The organism is Bradyrhizobium sp. BR13661 (assembly GCF_029892425.1).
Taxonomy (GTDB): Bacteria; Pseudomonadota; Alphaproteobacteria; order Rhizobiales; family Xanthobacteraceae; genus Bradyrhizobium.
Window position 1 is genome coordinate 34610 of the sequence record NZ_JARXWB010000008.1, and the last position, 21712, is coordinate 56321.

Annotated in this window: 22 protein-coding genes; 6 read left to right on the forward strand and 16 right to left on the reverse strand. The window is 63.4% G+C overall.

Annotation, left to right across the window (positions count from 1 at the left end; translation table 11 throughout):
- Window positions 1–4: 4 nt before the first annotated feature.
- Genes M2427_RS15315 through M2427_RS15345 form a run of 7 tightly spaced genes read right to left on the reverse strand, consistent with a single transcriptional unit; the run spans window position 5 to window position 5605 of the window.
- The gene (locus tag M2427_RS15315; RefSeq protein ID WP_280707211.1) at window positions 5–292 is read right to left on the reverse strand and encodes an MSMEG_0570 family nitrogen starvation response protein; all 288 of its coding nucleotides are present in this window, start codon (window positions 290–292) and stop codon (window positions 5–7) included.
- A complete protein-coding gene (locus M2427_RS15320) occupies window positions 285–1445 on the reverse strand; it encodes an MSMEG_0565 family glycosyltransferase (protein ID WP_280707212.1) in 1161 nt (386 codons plus the stop codon). Before M2427_RS15320 ends, M2427_RS15315 begins: the two co-directional genes overlap by 8 nt.
- A complete protein-coding gene (locus M2427_RS15325) occupies window positions 1442–2437 on the reverse strand; it encodes a sll0787 family AIR synthase-like protein (protein WP_280707213.1) in 996 nt (331 codons plus the stop codon). Before M2427_RS15325 ends, M2427_RS15320 begins: the two co-directional genes overlap by 4 nt.
- A 2-nt stretch (window positions 2438–2439) precedes the next feature.
- Window positions 2440–2988: an MSMEG_0567/Sll0786 family nitrogen starvation N-acetyltransferase gene (locus M2427_RS15330; protein ID WP_280707214.1), complete on the reverse strand. Its 549-nt coding sequence runs from the start codon at window positions 2986–2988 to the stop codon at window positions 2440–2442.
- Window positions 2985–4103: an MSMEG_0568 family radical SAM protein gene (locus tag M2427_RS15335; RefSeq protein ID WP_280707215.1), complete on the reverse strand. Its 1119-nt coding sequence runs from the start codon at window positions 4101–4103 to the stop codon at window positions 2985–2987. Before M2427_RS15335 ends, M2427_RS15330 begins: the two co-directional genes overlap by 4 nt.
- Window positions 4030–5085 (reverse strand): Nit6803 family nitrilase, encoded by a 1056-nt coding sequence (locus M2427_RS15340; protein ID WP_280707216.1) that lies wholly within the window; start codon window positions 5083–5085, stop codon window positions 4030–4032. The genes M2427_RS15335 and M2427_RS15340 overlap by 74 nt, the downstream gene beginning before the upstream one ends.
- A 37-nt stretch (window positions 5086–5122) precedes the next feature.
- Window positions 5123–5605, reverse strand: a complete 483-nt coding sequence (locus M2427_RS15345; protein WP_188100874.1) for an MSMEG_0572/Sll0783 family nitrogen starvation response protein — start codon at window positions 5603–5605, stop codon at window positions 5123–5125.
- 333 nt (window positions 5606–5938) lie between these two features.
- On the opposite strand from M2427_RS15345, the gene M2427_RS15350 reads away from it, so the two are divergent.
- Complete coding sequence (locus M2427_RS15350; RefSeq protein ID WP_280707217.1) at window positions 5939–7327, forward strand: PLP-dependent aminotransferase family protein; 1389 nt, start codon at window positions 5939–5941, stop codon at window positions 7325–7327.
- 90 nt (window positions 7328–7417) lie between these two features.
- Window positions 7418–8317 carry an SMP-30/gluconolactonase/LRE family protein gene (locus M2427_RS15355; RefSeq protein WP_280707218.1) on the forward strand — a complete coding sequence of 300 codons (900 nt, stop codon included), beginning with the start codon at window positions 7418–7420 and terminating at the stop codon, window positions 8315–8317.
- Between the two features lie 753 nt (window positions 8318–9070).
- Here the strand turns inward: M2427_RS15355 and M2427_RS15360 are convergent.
- Window positions 9071–9673: a hypothetical protein gene (locus tag M2427_RS15360; protein ID WP_280707219.1), complete on the reverse strand. Its 603-nt coding sequence runs from the start codon at window positions 9671–9673 to the stop codon at window positions 9071–9073.
- Window positions 9674–9721: 48 nt separating this feature from the next.
- On the opposite strand from M2427_RS15360, the gene M2427_RS15365 reads away from it, so the two are divergent.
- A complete protein-coding gene (locus M2427_RS15365; protein WP_280707220.1) occupies window positions 9722–10264 on the forward strand; it encodes a Crp/Fnr family transcriptional regulator in 543 nt (180 codons plus the stop codon).
- Window positions 10265–10408: 144 nt separating this feature from the next.
- On the opposite strand, the gene M2427_RS15370 is transcribed toward M2427_RS15365, so the two are convergent.
- From M2427_RS15370 to M2427_RS15385, 4 genes are all read right to left on the reverse strand, one after another.
- Window positions 10409–11368 (reverse strand): ABC transporter permease, encoded by a 960-nt coding sequence (locus M2427_RS15370; RefSeq protein WP_280707221.1) that lies wholly within the window; start codon window positions 11366–11368, stop codon window positions 10409–10411.
- A complete protein-coding gene (locus tag M2427_RS15375) occupies window positions 11365–12477 on the reverse strand; it encodes an ABC transporter permease (protein WP_280707222.1) in 1113 nt (370 codons plus the stop codon). The genes M2427_RS15370 and M2427_RS15375 overlap by 4 nt, the downstream gene beginning before the upstream one ends.
- Window positions 12470–14017: a sugar ABC transporter ATP-binding protein gene (locus tag M2427_RS15380; RefSeq protein WP_280707223.1), complete on the reverse strand. Its 1548-nt coding sequence runs from the start codon at window positions 14015–14017 to the stop codon at window positions 12470–12472. The genes M2427_RS15375 and M2427_RS15380 overlap by 8 nt, the downstream gene beginning before the upstream one ends.
- Window positions 14018–14081: 64 nt before the next feature.
- On the reverse strand, window positions 14082–15212 hold the full coding sequence (locus M2427_RS15385) for a sugar ABC transporter substrate-binding protein (RefSeq protein WP_280707224.1): 1131 nt from the start codon (window positions 15210–15212) through the stop codon (window positions 14082–14084).
- A 451-nt stretch (window positions 15213–15663) separates the two neighbouring features.
- Between M2427_RS15385 and M2427_RS15390 the strand changes: the two genes are divergently transcribed.
- The 3 genes from M2427_RS15390 to M2427_RS15400 all read left to right on the forward strand — a co-directional run bounded on the left by M2427_RS15390 (window position 15664) and on the right by M2427_RS15400 (window position 17886).
- Window positions 15664–16974: an ABC transporter substrate-binding protein gene (locus M2427_RS15390; RefSeq protein ID WP_280707225.1), complete on the forward strand. Its 1311-nt coding sequence runs from the start codon at window positions 15664–15666 to the stop codon at window positions 16972–16974.
- Window positions 16975–17087: 113 nt separating this feature from the next.
- The gene (locus M2427_RS15395) at window positions 17088–17306 is read left to right on the forward strand and encodes a hypothetical protein (RefSeq protein WP_280707226.1); all 219 of its coding nucleotides are present in this window, start codon (window positions 17088–17090) and stop codon (window positions 17304–17306) included.
- Window positions 17307–17706: 400 nt separating this feature from the next.
- The gene (locus tag M2427_RS15400; RefSeq protein WP_280707227.1) at window positions 17707–17886 is read left to right on the forward strand and encodes a hypothetical protein; all 180 of its coding nucleotides are present in this window, start codon (window positions 17707–17709) and stop codon (window positions 17884–17886) included.
- A gap of 195 nt (window positions 17887–18081) precedes the next feature.
- Here the strand turns inward: M2427_RS15400 and M2427_RS15405 are convergent, their stop codons facing one another.
- The 4 genes from M2427_RS15405 to M2427_RS15420 all read right to left on the reverse strand — a co-directional run bounded on the left by M2427_RS15405 (window position 18082) and on the right by M2427_RS15420 (window position 21692).
- Window positions 18082–18393 carry a septal ring lytic transglycosylase RlpA family protein gene (locus tag M2427_RS15405; RefSeq protein WP_280707229.1) on the reverse strand — a complete coding sequence of 104 codons (312 nt, stop codon included), beginning with the start codon at window positions 18391–18393 and terminating at the stop codon, window positions 18082–18084.
- A 100-nt stretch (window positions 18394–18493) separates the two neighbouring features.
- On the reverse strand, window positions 18494–19339 hold the full coding sequence (locus M2427_RS15410) for a CmcJ/NvfI family oxidoreductase (RefSeq protein WP_280707230.1): 846 nt from the start codon (window positions 19337–19339) through the stop codon (window positions 18494–18496).
- Window positions 19340–19662: 323 nt separating this feature from the next.
- The gene (locus tag M2427_RS15415) at window positions 19663–20601 is read right to left on the reverse strand and encodes an ABC transporter substrate-binding protein (RefSeq protein ID WP_280707231.1); all 939 of its coding nucleotides are present in this window, start codon (window positions 20599–20601) and stop codon (window positions 19663–19665) included.
- Entirely contained in the window at window positions 20598–21692 is a 1095-nt protein-coding gene (locus M2427_RS15420; protein ID WP_280707232.1) for an LLM class flavin-dependent oxidoreductase, read from the reverse strand. Before M2427_RS15420 ends, M2427_RS15415 begins: the two co-directional genes overlap by 4 nt.
- Window positions 21693–21712 lie beyond the last annotated feature (20 nt).

Below are 21712 nucleotides of genomic sequence, written 5' to 3' on the forward strand. Positions count from 1 at the left end.
CCTGCTATTCCTCAAATGAGACGACAGTGACGGACGCACCAGGCGTGCCTTCAAACTCAGTAGCCGCGGCCTCGATCCGGGTGAGTTGCCCGAGCGCGCGCGAGCACAGAAAGCCGTACTTCTCACGGACGCGCTCAGCGGCGATCGTCAGCGCAATGCGGCTGCGTTCCCTGAAATCGGCGAGGGTATAGGTCGTGCCTGGAGCAAAGTGATCCTTGATCACGAGCGACGGCGAATAGCAGGCCTCGATCCGCTCATCAGGCCAGCGCACGTGAAAGTGCATCTCAGGCATAATGCACCTCGCGCATCTGCTGATAAGTCGTCATGTGAGCGAGGGCGGTGCGGCTCCAGTCATGACGCCGGGCAACCCTCGCGCCGTTTGCAATCAGTCGCGAGCGCAAGGGTTCGGCGAGCGCACTGAGGGCGGCATCCGCGATCGAGCCCGCGTGATACGGATCGCACCAGGCAACATCGTCGGTGCCGAGATATTCCGTGAAAGGCGCGAGATGCGAGACCACCGCCGGCACGCCGCTGGCCATCGCTTCCAGCACAGCCAGGCCAAAGCCTTCGCGCAAGGACGGGAACAGCAGCACATCGGCCAGACGAAACAGCGATGGCATGTCAGCGTCTTCAAGCGGACCCGTTTCGATGACGGCATCAGCCGGCAGCCCTGCCTCACGCAGCCGCGAATTGAACTGTTGCCGATAGAGACCGTGATCCAGCAGGGAAGCCCCGCCGACGATGACGAGCTGTGCGGTCCGGTGCACGGCATGCACCTGCCGGAAGGCCTCGATGATGCCGAGCGTATTCTTGCGCTGCTCGACGCCACCGACGGAGAGCAGGACCGGGCCGGCGCGAAGGCCCAGCCGGGCACGCAACGCCTGATCGCCAGACCTCGCGACGGGCGAATAGCGCGCCGTATCGACGCCATTGCCGACCAGCGTCGCCGGGCGCGACATCTCCGCCTCCAGTTGCGCCTGCCAGAACCGGCTGACGACGAACAGGCCGTCGGCCTGGACGATCGAACGACGGTCGAGCTCGCAAAGCCGCTCGTCCCTGAACGCATCGATATGATGAACTGTGCGGACATAGTGCTGGATCAGGCCGCTCTGCTTCAGCGTCGCGAGCGCGTTTCCGGAGATGCCGTCCTGGGCGTGATAGACGTCGTATTGCCGGTTCGCAGCATCCTCGAAGTACCGGACATAGTCCGCGATGCGTGCTTCGACCATCGCCACAACGTCACTCGAGGCGGGCGATGCAGGCACGGAGCGCGTCGCGGCGACGCTGCGGCGGAAAAAGCCTTTGCCTGTGGGATCGGGGGCATGAACGACGGGCCGATGCCCGAGCTCCGCGAGGGCGTCCGCCAGCGCGAGCGCGTGCACCACACCGCCCCGCGGGTTGGTGGAATGCGCCAGGATCGCGATCCGAAGCCCAGGCAAACTCATGCCACGCTCCGTTGCCGATAGCTCTGATCCGGCGCGTAGCCGATCAAAGGCTGCGCCGCGAAGTCCCAGACGGTTGCGCGGGCAGACGCTGCGCTGATATCGACTGTTGTCCCCGCACTGACCTCTCCAATCGCGGCCGCCGCGATGCCGCGCCGCTGGAAGCGCGACAGGATCTCATCGACATGTTCTGATTTCGCCGACAGGAGATAGCCGAAGCTCGGGAACGTCAGCAGCCAGCGCTCGAGCGGCGCGCTCTCGGGAATCGGAACCGCCTCGACGTCCAGCGTGATGGCGACCTGCGAACATTCGGCCAGCATCGCCGCGGTCCCGACGATGCCGCCCTGACTGATGTCCTTGGCCGCGAGCGCGAGCCCGGCCTCGGCGATGGATGGCAAGATCTCCAGATCGCCCCGCAACCGCTCCGCCGGCGCGTCGGTTGCCGCCTCCCAGTTCGCGAACGGTTCACGGTAGCGGCCGCGCAGATCAATCGCCGCGATGAGCTTGTCGCCGGGCCTGGCGTCGAAGCTGGTGAGAAGCCGCTTCGCGCGCCCGAGGATCGCAACGGCGAGCTGGCTCTGGTTGTTGCGCACATTGGTGTGCCCGCCGATGACCGGCACGCCGAATGTCTTCGCAGCCGCTTTCAATCCTTCGAGAATGGGTGCGGCCTTGTCCGTACCGTTGGACCAGATCGCGTTGACGATAGCCGTCGGCCGTCCGCCCATCGCCACGACGTCCGAGATGTTGACCATGGCGCCGCACCAGCCGGCAAACCAGGGATCGGCGGCGACGAACTCGTTCATGAAGCCTTCGATGGCGAACAGCGTATAGCCGTCGCCCTCCGGAATCGCCGCGCAATCGTCTCCCACCGCGATGGCATCGCTGCCCGACAGATCGAGCGCGGCCGCAACGGCCGCGATGTCGGCCTTGGCGGCGATGCCGCGGCTTTGGCGGAGCTTTTCGGCAAGACTCGTGAGCGCGGCCTCCGTCAACATGATCAGGCCGCCAGCTTTGCCAGTGACAGGAAGCCGGTTTCGGGCGTCCGGAACGGCGGGTAATGGTCGAGATCCGCCTCCATGCGATGATGCGGCCGGCCATGGAGCTCGAATTCGCCGAGCGAGCGCCAGTGCATGTGCTGGAACAGCAGCGCGTTCTGGCTCTGCACATTGGCAAGAAAACGCCGGCAGCCGCGCGCATGCGCGGAGGACACGGCGAGCCGGATCAGGCCGGCGCCAACCGCACTGAGCCGGCGATAGCCTTTTTCGACGGCCAGGCGGGAGCCCCACCACACATCTGCATCCTGCTCATCGGTGTGAATGCGCACGGTACCGACGACCTCGTCCTCGGCCACGCCGAGCAGCGACACCGCCACGAGCGGAATGGCTGAAACGTCGACCGCGTCACGATCATCGCCCGCAAACACGCCCTGCTCCTCGCAGAACACCTTGCGCCGCAGGGCTGCGGCCGCATTGCGCTCCCAGGCTTCGGTCGCGAATTTCACCTGGAATTCCGGTGCAACGAACGGCTTGAACGGCTCGAACATCATGCGCTTGCTCCGCGTTCGTAAGTGGACAGGGCCGAGCAGGCGCCGCATTTGCCGCAGCCTGCCTTGATGTCGGTGGCGCGCAAGCCCCCGTCGCGCAGCATCTCCGCGAGCGGACGCAGGATCTCATGCATGAACGCCGGCGATGGCGTCGGATGACTCTCCAGCGGCGTGCCGGCGATCGGCACGAACGGCACGACGAAGGGATAGACGCCGATATCGACGAGCCGGCGCGACAGCGCGAGGATCTCGGCGGGCTCGTCGCCGAGGCCGGCCAGGATATAGGTCGAGACCTGACCGCGGCCGAACACCGGGACGGCCGCTTCGAACGCTTCCATATATTGCTCGATCGAAACCTGCGCCTTGCCCGGCATGATCTTCTGCCGCACGGCGGGCCCGATCACTTCCAGATGCATGCCGAGCGCATCGACGCCCGAACTCTTCATGCGCTGGAACCAGGCAAAATCATCAGGCGGTTCGCACTGTGCCTGGATCGGCAAGTCGACGGCAGCTTTGACGGCTTGCGCACTCTCGGCAAGGATGCCGGCGCCGCGATCGGACGTGTGCGGCGTGCCCGTCGTCATCACCATATGCCTGACACCGTCGAGCTCGACAGCGACCTTGGCGACCTCGGCGAGCTGTGCCGGCGTCTTGCGCTCGACCGTGCGCCCGGCCGCGAGCGACTGGCCGATGGCGCAGAACTGGCAGGTTTTGGTGCGGCTCTGGTAGCGAATGCAGGTCTGCAGCACGGTGGTGGCGAGCACGTCGCGCCCGTGCAGGGTCGCGATCTTCCAATAGGGGACGCCGTCCTCGGTGGTGCGGTCGTAGAATTTGGGTCGCAGCGGAAACGAGACGTCTGCGAGCACGACGCCGTCGCGCGAGATGCGGCTGCGGCCGGCCTCATCAGGACGCTCGACGAGATACGGGCTCTCGAACGCCGGCGCATTGTGGACCGGAATCATCACGGTCGCGCCATCGATCGTGAACGGCGTGTGATCCGACGGCCCGGCGCCGCCGCGGCGGCTGGTTCCCCCGGTCTTGGGATCAGCGAGCCGGACCCCGAAGGATTGCAACTCGTTGATCAGTTGCTCGGTCGGCATCCCCAAGGGTTGCAGCATCTGCGGTCTCATCTGATTGGTCTCCCGGAGTGGGCATGAGGCGGTTCGGGTGAAAGCCGTGCATGGGACGCGCAGGGCTGTCGTTCAGCACCAGCGACAGCAGCTCCGGCCGGGCGTAGTGGCCGACCGAGTCCATCATCCGCTTGCGCTTGGTGATCAGGGCGAGATCGAGATCGGCGACGAGGATGCCCTCGCCGCTGGTCAGCGGCGGCACCAGATGGTTGCCTTCCGGGGAGACGATCGCGGTCATGCAGCCGCCGCGCAGGCCTTTGCGCAGGCCTTCCTCCGGCGAGATCTTGGCGATCTGCTCCTCGCTCAGCCAGCCGGTGGCATTGACGACGAAGCAGCCGCTTTCCAGCGCATGATGCCGGATCGTCACTTCGATCTGGTCGGCAAATATCTGTCCGACCAGCGACCCCGGGAACTGGGCCGCGTGGATTTCTTCGTGTTGCGCCATCAACGCGTAGCGGGCGAGCGGGTTGTAATGCTCCCAGCAGGCGAGCGCGCCGACGCGGCCGACCGCAGTCTCGACCACCTTCAGGCCGGCGCCATCGCCCTGCCCCCAGATCATGCGCTCGTGAAACGTCGGCGTGATCTTGCGGCGTTTCAGGACGAGCGCGCCGTTCGCATCGAAGACGAGTTGCGTGTTGTAAAGCGAGCCGTGATCGCGCTCGTTGACGCCGAGCACCACCACCATGCCGTGGCGCTTCGCCGCTTGCGCTACGGCATCGGTCACGGGACCAGGCACGATGACGGCATTTTCGTAGAGCTGGATGTGTTCGGCGCCGCTCAGGACCGGCGGACGGACAAAGGAGAAATACGGGTACCAGGGAACGAACGTCTCCGGAAAAACGGCGAACTGGACTCCCTTGCCCGCCGCTTCCGCGATGGCCGCCAGGATCCGGTCGACCGTTCCGGTCGGCGTCTCCAGATCCGGCGCGATCTGAATCGCGCCGGCCCTGATCGTGCGTTTCGCTGTCACTGTGTTCTCCCTCGTCCGTCGCGTGAGCCAGCCGAGGTCAGACGGTCCAGGTGTGGAGCATGAACGCGTCGTCCCTGCGGTGAAGCAGGATGAGATCGAGCACGTCGAGCGGGTTGATCGGCCGGATGCCCGGAATGAGCGACGGTTCGCCATGGCCGTACAGCGCCTGCAAAGCGAACCGGCAGGCATAGACCTTGCCGCCTTCGTCCATGAACTTTGCGAGCTGGTTGTTGAAGTTCTGCGCGCCGGGGAAGGCTTCGTCGCCGATCTTCGGGAAGCCGCGCTGAATGCCGAGCGTGACACCGGGACCGTAAAGCAGAACCGAGGTCTCGAAACCCTTCCGCTTCAGGCGCAGCGCCTGAAGAATGTTGACGAGGCCGATGGAACCTTCGAACGCGACGGTGTGGAAGGTGACCAGCGCCTTCTCACCCGGCTTTGCTTTGACGTCCTCGAAAACCTTCTCTTCATAGTCGACGAGAAAGTCGCCCTTCTGACGCGCGGGCATGTTCACTGCTGGCATAGACACCTCCTGTTCACGTCCGGCCTCCCGGATCGAGATCAGGTTTTGCAATCAATATGCCAATCGACGTTCTGCACGACAAATCATCAACCCATACAATTTGCATTCACTTATACAGTCAATGTTGAATGGAGACCTGACTGGATTCGGATATGCTGGCGCTATGCCCGAAAAATAGTGCCTGAAAAATGCTAGGCAGCACGCTCGATCGGTGTGCAACGCCTCACCCCAGAACCACTCTTGCAAGGCGACCGGGAAGCGCGACACAATTGCATCGCCGCTTGCAACAATATACAGTCAATTATGCTGACGTAACTCGACGGTACCTAAGCAATGGCCGACTGGCGACCCGACCTCTCGAACAGCGACAAGCCGCGCTATCTCGCCATCGCGGACGCAATCGCCGACGATATCGCCGCTGGGCGGCTCGTGATTGGTGACCGCCTGCCGCCGCAACGGAAACTGGCCAAGCGCCTCGACGTCGATTTCACCACCGTCGCGCGCGGCTATGTCGAAGCCCAGAAGCGTGGGTTGATCGAATCGAAGGTCGGACAGGGAACCTTCGTGCGCGACAAGCCGCGACCGCGGCGCTCGGCGACAAGCTTTCCGCCACGTCCCGTCGACCTGTCGATGAACCTGCCGCCGGAGCCCGACGATCCCGAATTGATCGAGCGCATGCAGGCCGGCGCCGAACATGTGTTGCGCGACATCGCATCGCTGCTGCGCTACCAGGGCTTTGGCGGCACGCAGGCCGACAAGGATGCCGCCTCGAGCTGGCTCGGCCGCCGTGCATTGGTGCCGGCCCAGAACCGCATTTTCGTCTCGCCCGGCGCGCATCCGGCGCTGCTCGGCATCCTCTCGATCCTTGCGAAGGCGGGCGAGGTGGTGCTGTGCGAGGCCATCACCTATCCCGGCATCAGGTCGATCGCCGCGCAGCTCGGCATCAACCTCGTCGGCCTGCCGATGGATGCTGAAGGCATCGAGCCGCAGGCGCTGACCGACGCCTGCAAGAAGCTGAAGCCGAAGGCCATCTACCTCAATCCGACGCTGCAGAACCCGACCACGCTGACGATCCCGGACTCGCGCCGGCGCGAGATCGTCGCGATTGCACGGCGCTACAAGCTGCCAATCATCGAAGACGATGCCTACGGCTTCATTCCCGAGCACGGCCACGGCCACGCGCCCTTCGCCGCGATCGCGCCCGATCTGACCTGGCATGTCGCGGGACTCGCGAAATGCATCGGGGCGGGCTTGCGCGCCGCCTACGTCGTCGTGCCCGATACGCGCTCGGCCTGGCCATTTGCCTCGGCGCTGCGCGCTGCGACCGTGATGGCATCCCCGCTCACCGTGGCGATCGCGACACGCTGGATCGAAGACGGCACCGCGGACACGATGTTGCGGTTCATCCGCGCCGAGACATCGGCGCGGCAGAAGCTCGCCGCCGAAATCCTCCCCAAGGGGTCCTATCGCGGCGATCCGCTCAGCTTCAATCTATGGGTCGAGCTGCCCACGCCCTGGAGGCGCTCGGCTTTCGTGGAGCATATGCGGCAGACCGGCATCGGCGTCGTCGCCAGCGACGCCTTTGTCGTCAGCGATCCGCCTCCCGAGGCCGTGAGAATATGCATCGGCGGTCCTTCGACGCGAACGCAGATCAGGGGCGCGCTCGAATATGCGGCTCACGCGCTGGTCGAAACGCCGGCGCTGGCGTCGCCGTTTCTCTGATCCGGGGCGCTTGCAAATTCAGCAAGCTCGATCAAAGTAAGGACGGCACGCAGGCACCCCTAAGAATCTGCGGCTCATCAAGGAGGACGCATGCTTCCCTATGCCGCCCACGATCCTCGCTTCGATCGGCTGGTCATCGGCCACGTCAATCTCGAAAAACTCACCAGCGGATGCCGCTGGGCCGAAGGCCCCGCCTACTTTCCGGCCGGGCGCTACCTGATCTGGTCCGACATTCCGAACAATCGGATGATGCGGTTCGACGAGACGGACGGATCGGTGTCGGTGTTCCGCTCGCCGAGCTTCAACTCCAACGGCAACACCACCGATCGCCAGGGACGGCTGGTCAGTTGCGAGCACTTCATGCGGCGCGTCACCCGGACCGAGCACGACGGCTCGATCACCGTGCTGGCCGATGCATTCGAGGGCCGCCGGCTGAATTCGCCCAATGACGTCGTGGTCAAATCAGACCATTCGATCTGGTTCTCCGATCCGACCTACGGCATCGACAGCGATTATGAAGGCCAGCAAAGCCCGTCCGAGATCGGCGCCTCCAACGTCTACCGGATCGACGGCGATACCGGCGCCATCACGCGCGTCGTGTCCGACCGGGTGCAGCCGAACGGGCTGGCCTTCTCGCCGGATGAAAGCAGGCTCTATGTCGCCGACACCGGCGCAACGCATGTCCGCGGGTTGCCGCCGACGATCTGGTCCTATGCGGTCAAGGGGCAAACGGTCGGAGAGGCCTCGCTGTTTGCGACCTGCCCGGACGGGCTCTATGACGGCTTCCGCTGCGACATCCACGGCAATATCTGGACGTCGGCGGGCCGCAGCGTGTTCTGCTACGCACCCGACGGCACGCATATAGGCACCATCCCGATCGGCGAGATCGTCGCCAACGTCTGCTTCGGAGGCCCGCGCCGCAACCGCCTCTACATCTGCGGACAGACCTCGCTGTATTCGATCTATCTCAACACGCGAGCGGCGGTTTAGAGAAGACTAATGACGAGACGACGCGTTTTGATAGCCACTGCGCTCATGATGTCAATGTTGCTGTGCGCCGTCGCAGCCGCACCATGGGTGCTTTACTGGAAGGGTCTCAGCGAGATTGAGGGCCGTCCCACGCCCGCTACGCACGCGGCCACGACCGAACAGATAGACGGCATGCTCAAGAAGCTACGACTCACCCAATCCGTCCAAATCCGTCCGAGCTCACCCTATTCCTATTTGCTTCAGGGAGGCGCCAACGACCCAAGCGCTCGCGTCGCCTGGGTCGTTGCACGCGCCTATAACGTTCAGCACTTGAGCAATCGTCGATTTTGGCACCTGTCTGGCGCAGCTTTGACTGTATGGCTCACGCGCAACTGGACGCCATCGGAGCTGATCACCGCAGCCGCTCAGCTGAATTACTAGGACGCGGACGCATTAAGGCGCAGCCACAGCCCGATTCACGCGGAGGACCCAGAAGATGCCATTCAGGACCCGTCTGTCGTTCCCCCGAGGAACGCCACGCGGTTTGTTCAGCAACATCGGCTTGATGGCAGTCCATTCATGATCGGCGTTCGTAGTGCATGATTCGAGCCCCCAATTCTTGAGTTTGAATCACGGCAGTCCGGCCAAACGCAACGCTCCTGGCCTGCTCTTGGTACGGCGCTTACGAACAGGAGCGGACATCAACCGGTCCTCAAGCTCTGCCAAATCCGTCGAAAATGACCCGAAGCGGTCCTCGGTATCGTCCAGAGCAAACTAACCGTGCGGATGCTCGCCTCTTGCAATCATCAAGTGATGCTCTTGGTGATGCATCCCCCGAGTCATAACCCCGATGAAACCGAGAGCCTTGAGCTTAGCGGCATCACTCTCCGGGACGCGGACTTCGAGTATCGCGCCTCCCTCAATGTTGGTGGATTTGAATTGCCATCCTGTGTATCCGTTCATCGTGGCAGCATGGGCCGTGATCATTCGCTGAACTGAGCCAACAACGGGGCCCGCTCCTGTAACGATGTATCGGATACCCCCTTCGAGAGGTTCGGTCTTAACTTGCGCGGACAACGTGACATTGCTCATGTCGACCAGATGCTCGCGTAGAGCATCAATATTCACCTTGGACCAATCCGTGCGCGGGTCCGCTTCCAGTATCTGTACAATCTCCTGAATGGCAGCAAACGCATCCTGTCCCGGCTGCGTCGGTTCTTGGGCCATCTCGTGCTGAGACGGATGGCCGCTTCGCTGCATCATCATGTGGTGCTGATGATCCATTGGCATTGACCCGTGCTGCGGATGTTGCCCGCCAGATTGGCCATTGGCGCTGATTGGAATAAGCAGCATTAGTGGGAGAATGAATTTGCGCATGATGGTCTCCTTCGGAGTTTGTCTTGCCACAGGAGACCAACTTGGGACATGATCGCTATCATGTCCGACGAACTTTGCCTCACATTCCGTGACCTCTCCCGACGTGAGGATGACCTTGAACCCGGTGAGGCCCTTTTCCATCGGGGCGACACGGTTCGCCGCGTCTACTTTGTGACCAGGGGAGCAATCCATCTCGTTCGGCACCAAGCATCTGGAACCTCTTTGGTCATTCAGCGAGCGCGCGCTGGCCAGATCGTTGCTGAGGCATCGCTTTTCGCGACCACGTACCACTGTCATGCGGTGGCCATGCTCCCTACTGCTGTTTGGAGCGTCGCGAAGCCCGAACTGCTCAGACGTATCTCAGCGGACCCGAGCATTGGACTGATATTCATGAAAACCCTTGCTCACGAACTGCAGCACTCGCGTTTCCAAGTAGAAGTCCTGTCCATGAAAACAGTCGCGGCCCGCCTCGAGGCATGGATCGAATGGAACGGGGAGCTGCCGCCAAAAGGAGAGTGGGTCAACCTCGCCGCCGAGTTGGCTGTCAGCCCCGAGGCGCTTTATCGCGAATTTGGTCGCCGACGAGCTTAACGGGGGCTGTTAAGAGTCTGGTTGTGGCCCATCGCGACATATTGCGCTGCCGCCCGAAGTCGGTCGCTATAGGGCAAAGCAGACTTGCTTTAGTCGCATCACGCCGCCGGGTTTATGGGCACACGGCCTAGGCGATTTGTCGCCCTAGCTCGTGATCCGTTCGCTGCGGCCGTACACCAGCAGCATGAAGATGATGACGAGGCCGTAGATCACCTGACGGCCGGCCTCGGGCATGTCCATGATCGACAGCACGCTGTTGAGCAGCACGATCAGCACGACGCCGATCAGCGTGCCGAGATAGCGGCCGCGGCCGCCGAGGATGTTGGTGCCGCCGATCACGACCGCCGCGATCGACGGCAGCAGATAGGCGTCGCCCATGCCCTGGTAGGCCTTGGTGGAGTAACCGGCGAGCAGCACGCCGGCGAGCGCAGCGGCAAGGCCGCAGAGAACGAAGCAGATCACGGTGATGCGGCGGGTGTCGACACCGGCCAGATACGCGGCCGCCTCCTTGTTGCCGATGGCGTAGACGTAGCGGCCGAGCGCCGTGCGCTGGAGAATGATCGCGACAAGGACCGACACCGCAGCCCAGACGAACAGGGCGTTGGGAATCCCGAGCGTGCGGTCGCCGGCGAGCATTCGCATCACATCGGTAGCGGCGGTCTGTGGGGCATAGCCGCCAGTATGCGCGACCATCAGGCCGCGCATCACCGCGTTGACGCCGAGGGTGAAGATCATCGAGGGCACGCGCAGATACGCAACCCCGATGCCGTTGATGAGACCGACCAGAAGCCCGACGCCGAGCCCGACCGGAATCGCGAGCGGTCCGCCGATGGACGTCGCCATCATGGCGGCCGCGGCGAGCGTCCACGGCACCGACAGGTCGATCTGCGCGATCAGGATCACCATCATCATCCCGGCGGCGACAATGCCGAGGAAGGCGCCGATCTGGAGCTGCTGCAACAAATAGGTCGGCGACAACAGCGGCGCGCTGCCGAAGCGGGCAAAGGTGTAGACCGTGCCCGCCACCAGGATGACGAGGATGAACAGGGCCGCGATCAGGATCGGGCGGTCATCGCGCGAGAGACTGAGAGAGGCCGAACTCATCGAAACAGCTCCAGCGTATTCTTGACGCGCAGAACGCCGAGCGCGCCGATGCTCACCGCCGCCAGCAGGATCAGGCCCTCGAACAGCGGCTGCAACAGCGGCGCGATGTCGAAGATGCGAAAGAAGAACGAGATGACGCGCAGCACCATCGCGCCGAAGATCGAGCCGATCGCGCTGCCGGTCCCCCCTAACAGGGACGTGCCGCCGATGACGACGGAAGCGATGGAGTTGAGCGTATAGGCGCCGGCCTGCGGAATGTCGGCATTGCCTGACGATGTCTGGATGGCAAGGAACAGGCCGCCACAGCCGGCAAAGAAGCCGGCGAGCGTGAAGGCCGCGATCTTGGCGCGGTCGATCGGCAGGCCCGACATGTAGGCGGCGCCTTCGGCCGAGCCGACCGCATAGACCGCCCGGCCAATCACGGAACGGCGGAACGGCACCCAGACCAGGAGTGCGATCAGGACGAGCAGCACGAAGGGCACCGGGATCCAGGCCACTGGCGCGAACCAGCTTGCGGCACCGTCGTCAAAAATGTGGACCGTCGCGGCGAAGTCGCCAAGCGAGTTGGTCAGCGCCCAGTTGAGATCCTCGTCGATCTTGCCGCCCGGCGTCGGCCGCAGGAACAGCGCGATGCCGATATAGACCGCGCCGGTCGCAAGCGTCGCGATGATCGGCTGGATGCGCCCATAGACGACGACGCAGCCATTGACGAAGCCGGCCAGCGCGCCGATCGCGAGGCATATGACGGTGCCGAGCAGGATGCCGCTCACTCCGCCGGGAAAGGTGCCGAGGCCGAGATGCAGGCCGAAGATGTCGAGATGCAGCGGGGTGCCGCCAACCGCCCCCGTGAGCAGATAGCTCGCGAAACATCCCACCATGGTCATGACGGCGCCCACGGAAAGATCGAGCCCCGACGCCAGCACCGGGACGGTCTGGGCCATCGCCAGCATGGCCAGCGCAAAGATCTCGTCGCCGTTCTGCACCAGGACCGCCGACGAGAAGCCCTTGGGGTGGGCGAGATTGTAGAGCAGATAAAGGATGGAGAACAACAGCACGGCGGTGACGATGCCGATGTTCTGGCGAACCCTGACGGCGATATCGTCAAGCATGGGCCGCTCCGGCAGCAGCCGGCGCCGCCGCGTCGATGTTCAGCGCGCTCGCGATGATATTGGTCTCGTTGAGATCGTCGCCCTCAAGCTCGCGCACGATGCGCCCGTCATACATGATCGCCACCCGGTCGCAGCAGCCGATGAGCTCGTCATAATCCGTCGAATAGAACAGGATGGCGGCGCCCTGGTCGGCGAGCTCGCGCATCAACCGGTAAAGCTCCTGCTTGGTGCCGACGTCGATGCCGCGGGTGGGATCGTTGAGCAGGATGATGCGCGGATCGGTCATCAGCCATTTGGCGAGCACGACCTTCTGCTGGTTGCCGCCTGACAGCGTGGAGACCGCATCGCCGGGCGCGCCGATCTTGATCTGCAGCCGCGCGATGGCGCGCTTGATCGCCTCGTTCTCGCGCGCGCGATCGACCAGGGGTCCGGTCGAGATCGCATCGAGCGAGGCGATCACCAGATTGTCCGCGATCGACATCGGCAGCATCAGGCCTTCGGTCTTGCGATCCTCCGGCACGAGCGCAATGCCGACCGACTTCGCTGCAGCCGGCGACCCCGGACGCACCTCGCGGCCCTCAATGGTGACCCGGCCGGAAACACCGCGCAGCACGCCGAACAGTGCCAGCAGCAGCGATTTCTGGCCCTGGCCGTCGAGCCCGCCGAGGCCGACGATCTCGCCGGCGCCGACGCGCAGCGAGATGCGATCGAGGTGCCTGTCCCAACTCAGATTCTCGATATCAAGCACCGGCCTCGGCGCGTCCCGCGCGGGCTTGGGCGGATATTGAGCCGCGATGTCGCGCCCGATCATGAGCTGAACGATATCGGCGGTCGAGCGCCTGCCCTTGTCGAAAGTCTCGATATGCCGTCCGTTGCGAAACACGGACGCACGATCGGCGAGCGCCTCGACCTCGTGCATCCGGTGCGAGATGTAGAGAATGGCAACGCCCTCGGCCTTGAGCCGCGCCAGCATGGCGTACACCTTCTCGACGTCGGCGCTGGTGAGGGCCGACGTGGCCTCGTCGAGGATCAAGAGCTGCGGCTTCTTGCCGAGCGCCTTGGCGATCTCCACCACCTGGCGGCGTGACAGCGGCAGATCGCGCACGCGCATCAAGGGATTGACGTCCTCGCATCCGATCTCGGCCAGCAGCTCCTCGGCACGGCGGCGCTGCGCCCGCGCATCGATGAGACCGAAGCGGCGCGGCGGTGAGGCGATCGAGATGTTGTCCGCGACCGAGAGGTCGGGCATCAGCGACAATTCCTGGAAGATGCAGACCACGCCGGCTGCGTTCGCTGCGGACGGCGTTGCGAAGCTCACATCGCGTCCTCCAAGCCGCATGGTGCCGGTATCAGGCTGGACCACGCCGGCGATGATCTTGATCAGCGTCGACTTGCCGGCGCCGTTCTCGCCCAGCACCGCATGGATCTTGCCGCGCTCGCAGGCGAAATCCACGCCTTCGAGCGCGCGCACGCCGGCATAGCGCTTGGAGATTCCGGACAGAGTGAGAAAGGCAGGCTGGGGCAGGTTGGCATCCGGCATGACAGGGCTCACGCAGCGGCGGCCCGGCGAAAGCCGGGCCGCGACCGTGACGTCTCCAGTGCGCTCACTGGGTGTTCTTTTCGCTCTGCGACATGATCTCCGGCGCCGTGAAGTTGACGCCGCAGGGCGTGAACTGGTTCGGCGCGAAGAAGTTGGCGTTGAGGTCCGGCCAATAGTTGGTGCCTGGCTTCAGGTCCTTGTAGGTCGCGACCGGGATCGGGATCGAGATCAGCTGCGGCATCACGTTGCCCTGCAGCGCGGAGATCGCCGCCTTGGTGGCGATGGCGACGAGTGCCGGTGATTGTCCGTAGGACATGCCTTTCAGCCCGTCCTTGGCGTGATCGGCGATCTGCTTGCGGAACTCGTTCTCGCCCTCGCCCGACATCGGCACGAAGGGGTGCTTGGCCGCCATCAAGGCTTGAACGGTGCCGTCGGAGCCGCCTTGCGTGAACACGCCGTCGAAATGGCCGTGCACGGCGAGCGCGTCCGCCGTCACCTTCTGCGAGGTGCCGGTGTCCCAATTGCCGACCACTTCGGTGATCTTGAAGCTGTTGCCCGGCGCTTCCATCACCTCGCGGAAGCCGAGATGGCGGTCGCGATCAACCGAGTTGCCCGGCAGGCCGCGAACCTCGAGGATGTCGCCGCCCTTCTTGCCGCTCTCATCCATCAGCCACTTCGCCGACATGCGGCCCATTTCCTTCTGGTCCTCGTTGACCATCATCACCTTGTCGGTGTCGAGGACGTTGTCGAAGGGAACGACAACCACGTTGTTCTTGTCGGCGAGGCGAATGATGCGGTCGAAGCCATCGGGGGCCACCGCGATGGTGACGATCGCGTCATAGCCCTGATTGATGAAGTCCTCCATCGCGCCGAGTTGCGCTGCAACATCGGTGCCGGTCGAGACGACCTTGAACTCCTTGATGTTCTCCTTGATGCCCGGCTGCGCGGCGAAGGCCTTTGCGGTCTTCACCATCTGAATGCGCCAGGTGTTGCCGACGAAGCCGTTGACGAGGGCGATCTTGTAGGGACCGGGCTTCTTGTCCCACTGAAAGAACTTGGTTTCGGACGACCAGGGCTTGAAGCATGCGGGATCGGCGCCCGGACCGGATACGACCTTGGGCCCCGCAAGGGCGCTGGCCGAAGACAACAACAGGCCAACGCAAGCGAGCCCCGTCAAACGAAGCGTCCACACCATATCTATTCTCCTGAGCTTTTTGTTCCACCCTTGAGCGGCGCAATGGCCAAGCCGGGAATTGAGCTTCCCGTGCAATTCACCAAGCTAGGATGGCACGCAACCTCTGATGCGCACAAGCCGAATGCCGGTCGTAGGCGCTGACGTGTGTCGAACGCATCAGGCGAAACCATCACATCTGCGGGAGACGATGCGGCGCTGCGGCGTAGCCGAAAACACACGCGTGACAAGCGGATGTTCGCGTCCAGCTTGATGCAGCGCAATCGAATGATTGCGAACCAAAGGACCGCGCAGCAAAAAGAATGATACTCTGGGAAAAATGCCGACGCGATCATGGTCAGCCGCGCATCCGAATTGCTGAGGGCCGCGCATGTTGACTTTCGTACATGCCCTCCAAATACTCGCCGGAAAGTAGAAGACCAGTCACAAACGACTGACTTGAGGGAGGGATAGGATGCCGACTTCACGCAGGCAGCTGCTGAAGGGTACGGCGGCTGCCGCCGCCGCACTCAGCCTCGATTGGACCCGGGCCCAGGCGCAAGCCGAGAATTTGCGCATCGGCCTGATCTACGATCTCACCGGACCATTCGCCGCGGGCGGCTCGGTCGCCTCCTCAGTCGGCGCGCAGATCGCCATCGATCTCGTCAACGAGAAGGGCGGCATCGGCGGCAAGACCAAGATCGTGCCTGTGCCCGCCGACTCCCAGAGCAAGGCCGACGTTGCCATCAACGAGGCCGAGCGCCTGATCAGCCAGGAGAAGATCGACATCATCAACGGCGTCTATTCCAGCGCACACGCCGTGCCGATGGCGGCGAAGGTCGAGCAGCAGAAGAAGATCCTCTGGATCACGACCGCGGTGTCGACCGCGGTGTTCAAGGACAAGAACCTGCAATATGTGTTTCGCGCGCAGATCCATTCCGACCAGTACGGCCAGGCGTTTGCAGGCTTCCTCGCCGAGCACGCCAAGGGCAAGCTCGGCATGGAGCCGAAGGACGTCAAGGTCGCGCTGATCCACGAGGACGGTCCCTATGGTGTCGGCGTCGCCGCGGCCGACGAGACCTATGCCAAGGAGGCCGGCATCCAGGTGGTGCTGCGCGAGGGCTACTCCGCCTCAGCCCCTGATCTCTCGGTGCTCGTCACAAAACTCAAGCGCGCCAAGGTCGATGTGATCTCGCATGCCGGTTACAACCCCGACATCACCCTGTTCCTGCGGCAGGCGCGCGAGAGCGGGCTGCGGTTCAAGATGCTGTTCGGTGCCGGCGCCGGCTACAGCCAGCTCGACAAGCTGCGCACGACCTTCGGCGCCGACATCGACAATTTCTGCAACATCGATCCGGTGCCGGCGCAGCTGCTCGATCCCTCGAAGCTCGCGCCCGGCATGGGCGACCTGATCAAGACCATGGTCGCGCGCTACCAGGCCAAGCTAGGTGCGACCGACGTGCCGCCGCACTGCTCGATGGGTTTCAATCAGACCTGGGTCTTGCTCAACAATGTGTTGCCGGTGGCCAAGGAGAAGTATGGCAGCTTCGAGCCGGAAGCCATTCGCAAGGCCGCGCTCGATGTTGATATCCCTGCTGGCGGCACCATCCAGGGCTATGGCGTGAAGTTCTTCCCGCCGGGCACGCCGCTCTCCGGACAGAACGAACGCTCGACGCCGGTGGTGATGCAGAACGCCGGCGAACATATTTCCGTCGTGTGGCCGACCAACATTCGGACACAGGACCCTGTGTTTCCGCTGCCGAAAGGATCGACCTACGGGGCCTAGACATCAGGCTGAAGACGCAACGTCCTTGCGTCTGATCCATTTATGAGAGTTCCATGCTCGTGCTATAGAACGCCGCCATTCATCACGATGGCGCACGAGAGGTGGAGGTTTTCATGAAGACTCTTTCTGCTGCTCTGTTTGGAATTGTTGTGCTCTCGGCAGGTCTGTGGCTGTCGTCGACACCCGCTGCCGCCCTTGGCGGCTGCGGTCCGAACCAGCATCGCAATGCAGCCGGCCGCTGCGTTTTCGGCGGTCAGAACGAAGACTACTGCATCCGCAAGACCGGTCACCCGGCCACGCGCATGCCCAACGGCACGATGAAGTGCATCTGAGCTGGCGTTTTCGCTGCACTTCTCCATCGACGCGACACGCCATCCTCTCCCCGTGCTGGAGAGGATGGTCGTCAGGCGCTCGGCGCGATACAAATTCGCCCAATGCTGATCCGCGTTGCAGCCGTAACCAAATGCATCCAGGAGTTATTCTTTTCGCGCTGTAGTTGTGTTTTCGGTCGCCTGGCAACCCGAGATGGTTGTGAGACGAAGTCCTCTTGAAACAAAAGACTTCTAGAGTGTGATCTGGGTTATTAGCGGCGCTCGATTTTCGTACGTACAAACCGGTCAGCCGACCGCATTTTCAGCCTGGTTGGCATCCAGGCAAATTGGCTCGCATTTTCGAAGCCGTGCAGCGGGATCGCACATTTTCAGATCGTGAATTCCAGCGATGGGGGTGACAATGCCCACCATTTTCGAATTGCTCTACAGGGAATTTTGTCGCGCCCGGCTTGCCGAGATGCGCAAGCAGCTTCTGCTGACGCGCGAACACCCCAAAGTTTTTCTGCCGGACGACGATTCCCCCGACCCGGACGGAACGGACCCGCAACACGAGGCTGAATTGAAGCGCGCGGGGGAATAATCACGTCCCGGCAACAGTCTTTCTGGATGGCGGCGCATTTTCAGGAGGCAACATTGAACACGCCCGAATTCTATGCCGCGTCGATTGCCTGTCTCTCGTGCCTGACCATCGTCGTGATGATCGCTGTCGGAGCCTGGTAGGCAAAGCCCGTGGGATGAGCGATGCGTTGGACGGCACTATGGCGTCAAGGCGGAGCTATTCCACCGAGACCCGCACCACGCCGGCGCTCATCATGCCGAGGGCGCGCGCGGCAGGCACCGAGAGATCGACGATGCGGCCGCGGATGAAGGGACCGCGATCATTGACGCGGCATTGAATGGTCCGCCCGCTGTAGGACACCTTGAGCACGCTGCCGAACGGGCGCGTCCGATGCGCGCAGGTCAGCTCTCCGCTCTTTGCTGCTTTTCCGTATCCATAATATGAGGCAAGTCCGCTTTCGGCGTGGGCGACGGAAAATGAAAGCGAGAAAGTGGTCAGACAAAACAATAGCGTCGGCTGCGCTCGCACGGCACCGCTCCCGGTTGGCCCTGCCCCGCGCTGCAACGTCGTTATATTCCTGGAGTTCCGGGAACCGCCGGGCGATGCCCGGCGGTTGCATCACACATTGTTACTGTCTGTGAAAGACCAGCGTGCGAACCTCGATGCTCTCGCGCGGCGCAGCATCATCAGGCGTGGTCGGATCGACGAAGGCGGTATGCGGCCCGAAGCGCGTGCGGCCGTCGGTTGCGGAGTCGTAGCATTTGAGCAGCAGCGCCTCGTCCGCCGTCATCTCGGGGAAATAGAACCAGCGATGATCAGGATTGTATTTCACCGAATAGGTCTCGCCGCGGCGGTTGGGATAGATCAGGTCCGAGGCGACGAGATCCTCGGGCGCGACGGTGGTGCCGTCGGCCATCGCCAGCGGTGAATCACGCAAGGGGCCACGGATCGGCCGCCAGAGATTGATCACCTGCACACGGCCCTTGAGCAGCTCCTCGGCTTCGTCAGGCAAATGCTCGCGCACGCGGTTGGCCCCGGAGACGACGGTCTGGTCGACATGCACGCGCGTTGCCGGCTGGCGCGGCCCGCCATCGCGAATATCAGGCGCGCCTACGACGCGCTTGCGCACGGTGTGGTCGAAGATGAAGACGCGGTCGGCCTTCAGCGTCGCGCGCAGGAAGGCCTCGACTGCGGGATAATAGACGGTGCGTACTTCCTCGTCGTTGTAGAAGTCCTTCACCCGGTTGGGGTGCCGCACCAGCGCGAAGCCTTCGCGATCGAGCGAGAAATTGTCCGCGATCAGCCGCGCATCGAAGATCGGGACCAGATGCGGCTCCGGAAGCGAGGTGCTTTTGGGCTCGCCCGGCGGCGGATCGAAGGCGTAAGTGCGTGGCTTGCCGGACACCGGCGCGAGGTAGTTGAGTTCAGCAGTGACGAAGGGAAGCGATTCGATTTTTGTTTCTTGCAGGCCCATCTAAGGTCTCCCGATGTGGTCGTCTGCATGATTTCTGACGACGTAGAGCGTGGTGCAAGGGAGGTGGTGCAAATAGCAATGGGGGTGTTGTGGTGAGCGCGGAATGCAGAAGGAATGTTTTGAGGCAGCCGATTAAGTTGGAATGTGACCTGCGCACTTCACGGATGCTTGAGCACTTTGCGAGGTCTCTTGCCCCGGACGCAGCGCATCACGCAGTGGTGCGCTGCTGAGCCGGGGCCCATCTAACCGCGAGCATTTGCTTGGCATGGGTCCCGGCTCTGCGGAGCAGCGCTATGCGCTGCACCGCGTCCGGGACAAGGCGGCTACAACCCCGCCCTTACAATCGCATCCGCAAACGAGCGATCGACGATCTCCGCGGCATCCAGCTTCTGCTTGATCAGGCCCCAGCGGAAATAGAGATCGATCGTGCTCTGCTCGTCCGCGACCACGCCGTCATCGATCGGTGCGATCCGGATGTTTGCGCGCGACAGCCAGTTCTGTGGCACGGCGGTCGGGATATTCATCAGCTTGCCCCAGGTCTCGGCATAACCGTTGACGTTGGACAGTGACCACGCCCGCGCCGCCGTCAGCCGACGGACGAAGTCGGTCAGCTCGGCGCGCTTGTCGCGGATCGCATCCGGCCGCGCCACCTGGAAGCTGAGGCCGGGCGTCAGGCCTTGCGCGGTGATGATGCGGCGCGATTTGAACAGCACCTCTTCCTGGCTGACGTAAGGCTCCCAGGTCGACCACGCATCGACCGAGCCTTGCGTGTAGGCGATCTTGGCGTCGGACGGCGCCAGGAACGCGATCTGCACGTCGCTCGCGTTCCAGCCGTTCTTTTCGAGCGCGGCGAGGATCAGCTGATGACCGATCGAGCCACGGCCGGTTGCGATCTTCTTGCCGCGCAGATCAGCAAAGCTCTTGATCGGCGAGTTCTCGGGCACGAGGATCGCAAGCGCCTCGCCGGTCTGCCGGATCGCCGCAATTGCTTTCACCGGGGCGCCCGACGCGGCGGCAAAGGTGAAGGGCGCATCGCCGACAAGCCCCGTCTCGATCGCGCCGGCGCTGAGCGCTTCGAGCAGCGGGGCTGCCGCCGGAAACTCCTTCCATTCGATCCTGTAAGGGACATCGTTGAGCACGCCCGCGGCTTCCATCACCGCCCGCGCATTGCCCTTCTGGTCGCCGACGCGCAGCGTCGTCTGCGCATTGGCGAGATCGGCGCCCGCGAGAGCGAGCGCCGCTGCAAGGATGAACCGGATCATTCCGCCGCGATCCCGTGCTGCTGGTCACGCGCGGCAATCAGCTTGCGCGTCAGCGGGATCAGCTCGCGGCCATAGTCGATGGCATCGGGCAGCGGATCGAAGCCGCGGATCAGGAAATGGCTGACGCCGAGATCGTAGTAGTCGGCGAAGACCTCGGCGACCTGCTCCGGCGTGCCGACCAACGCGGTCGAGTTGCTGTTGGCGCCGGTGAGTTTTGCAATTTCGGTCCACAGCCGCTTGTCGATGCGCGCGCCCTGGTCGGCAAGTGCCAGAAGCCGCTTGGCGCCGTCGGTGGCGTGATTGGGCCGGCGATAGCCGGTCTGGTCCTGCAGCGCAGTGGCGCGCTCGAGGATCCCTTCGGCCTTCTTCCAGGCCTTCTCCTCGGTGTCAGCCAGGATCGGCCGCACCGACAGGCTGAAGCGCGGGCTCGGCCGCCCATGCTTGGCGGCCGCCGCGCGGACCCGCGCGGTGACGTCGCGCACCTGCGCATAGGATTCGCCCCACAGCGCAAAGGTGTCGGCATGCTTGCCCGAGACCTCGATCGCAGCGTCCGATCCGCCGCCGACGAAGGTGTAGATGCCGCCCTTCTGGACAGGTTTCACCTGGGAGAACCCGTTCTCGACGGTGTAGTACTTGCCGCTATAGTTGAACGGCTTCTCGCTGGTCCATTCCAGCCTGACGACGTCGAGGAATTCGCTGGTGCGGGCGTAGCGCTCGTCCTTGTCGTCGAGCGTGTTGCCGTCCTGATGCAGCTCGGTGGCGTTGCCGCCGGTGATGACGTGCAGCGAGACGCGGCCGCCATAGAGCTGGTCGAGCGTGGCGAGCTGGCGCGCCAGCACCGTCGGTGCAGTGAAACCGGGCCGCTGCGCGATCATCACCTTGAGCTGTTTGGTGATGGTCAGCACGTGCTGGGCGACCTGCAGCGAATCCGGCGTGGTCGAATGGAACGCCAGCAGCGCGCGGTCGAAACCGCCGAGCTCGTGCGCCTTCGCCACCGTCTCGATATAGGCGGGATCGAGCACCGGCCCCTGGCGCACGATGGTCTCGGAAGCATTGCTGTTGGCGATAAAGCCGATGAACTCGACCGACATGATGGTCTCCTTGTTGATTT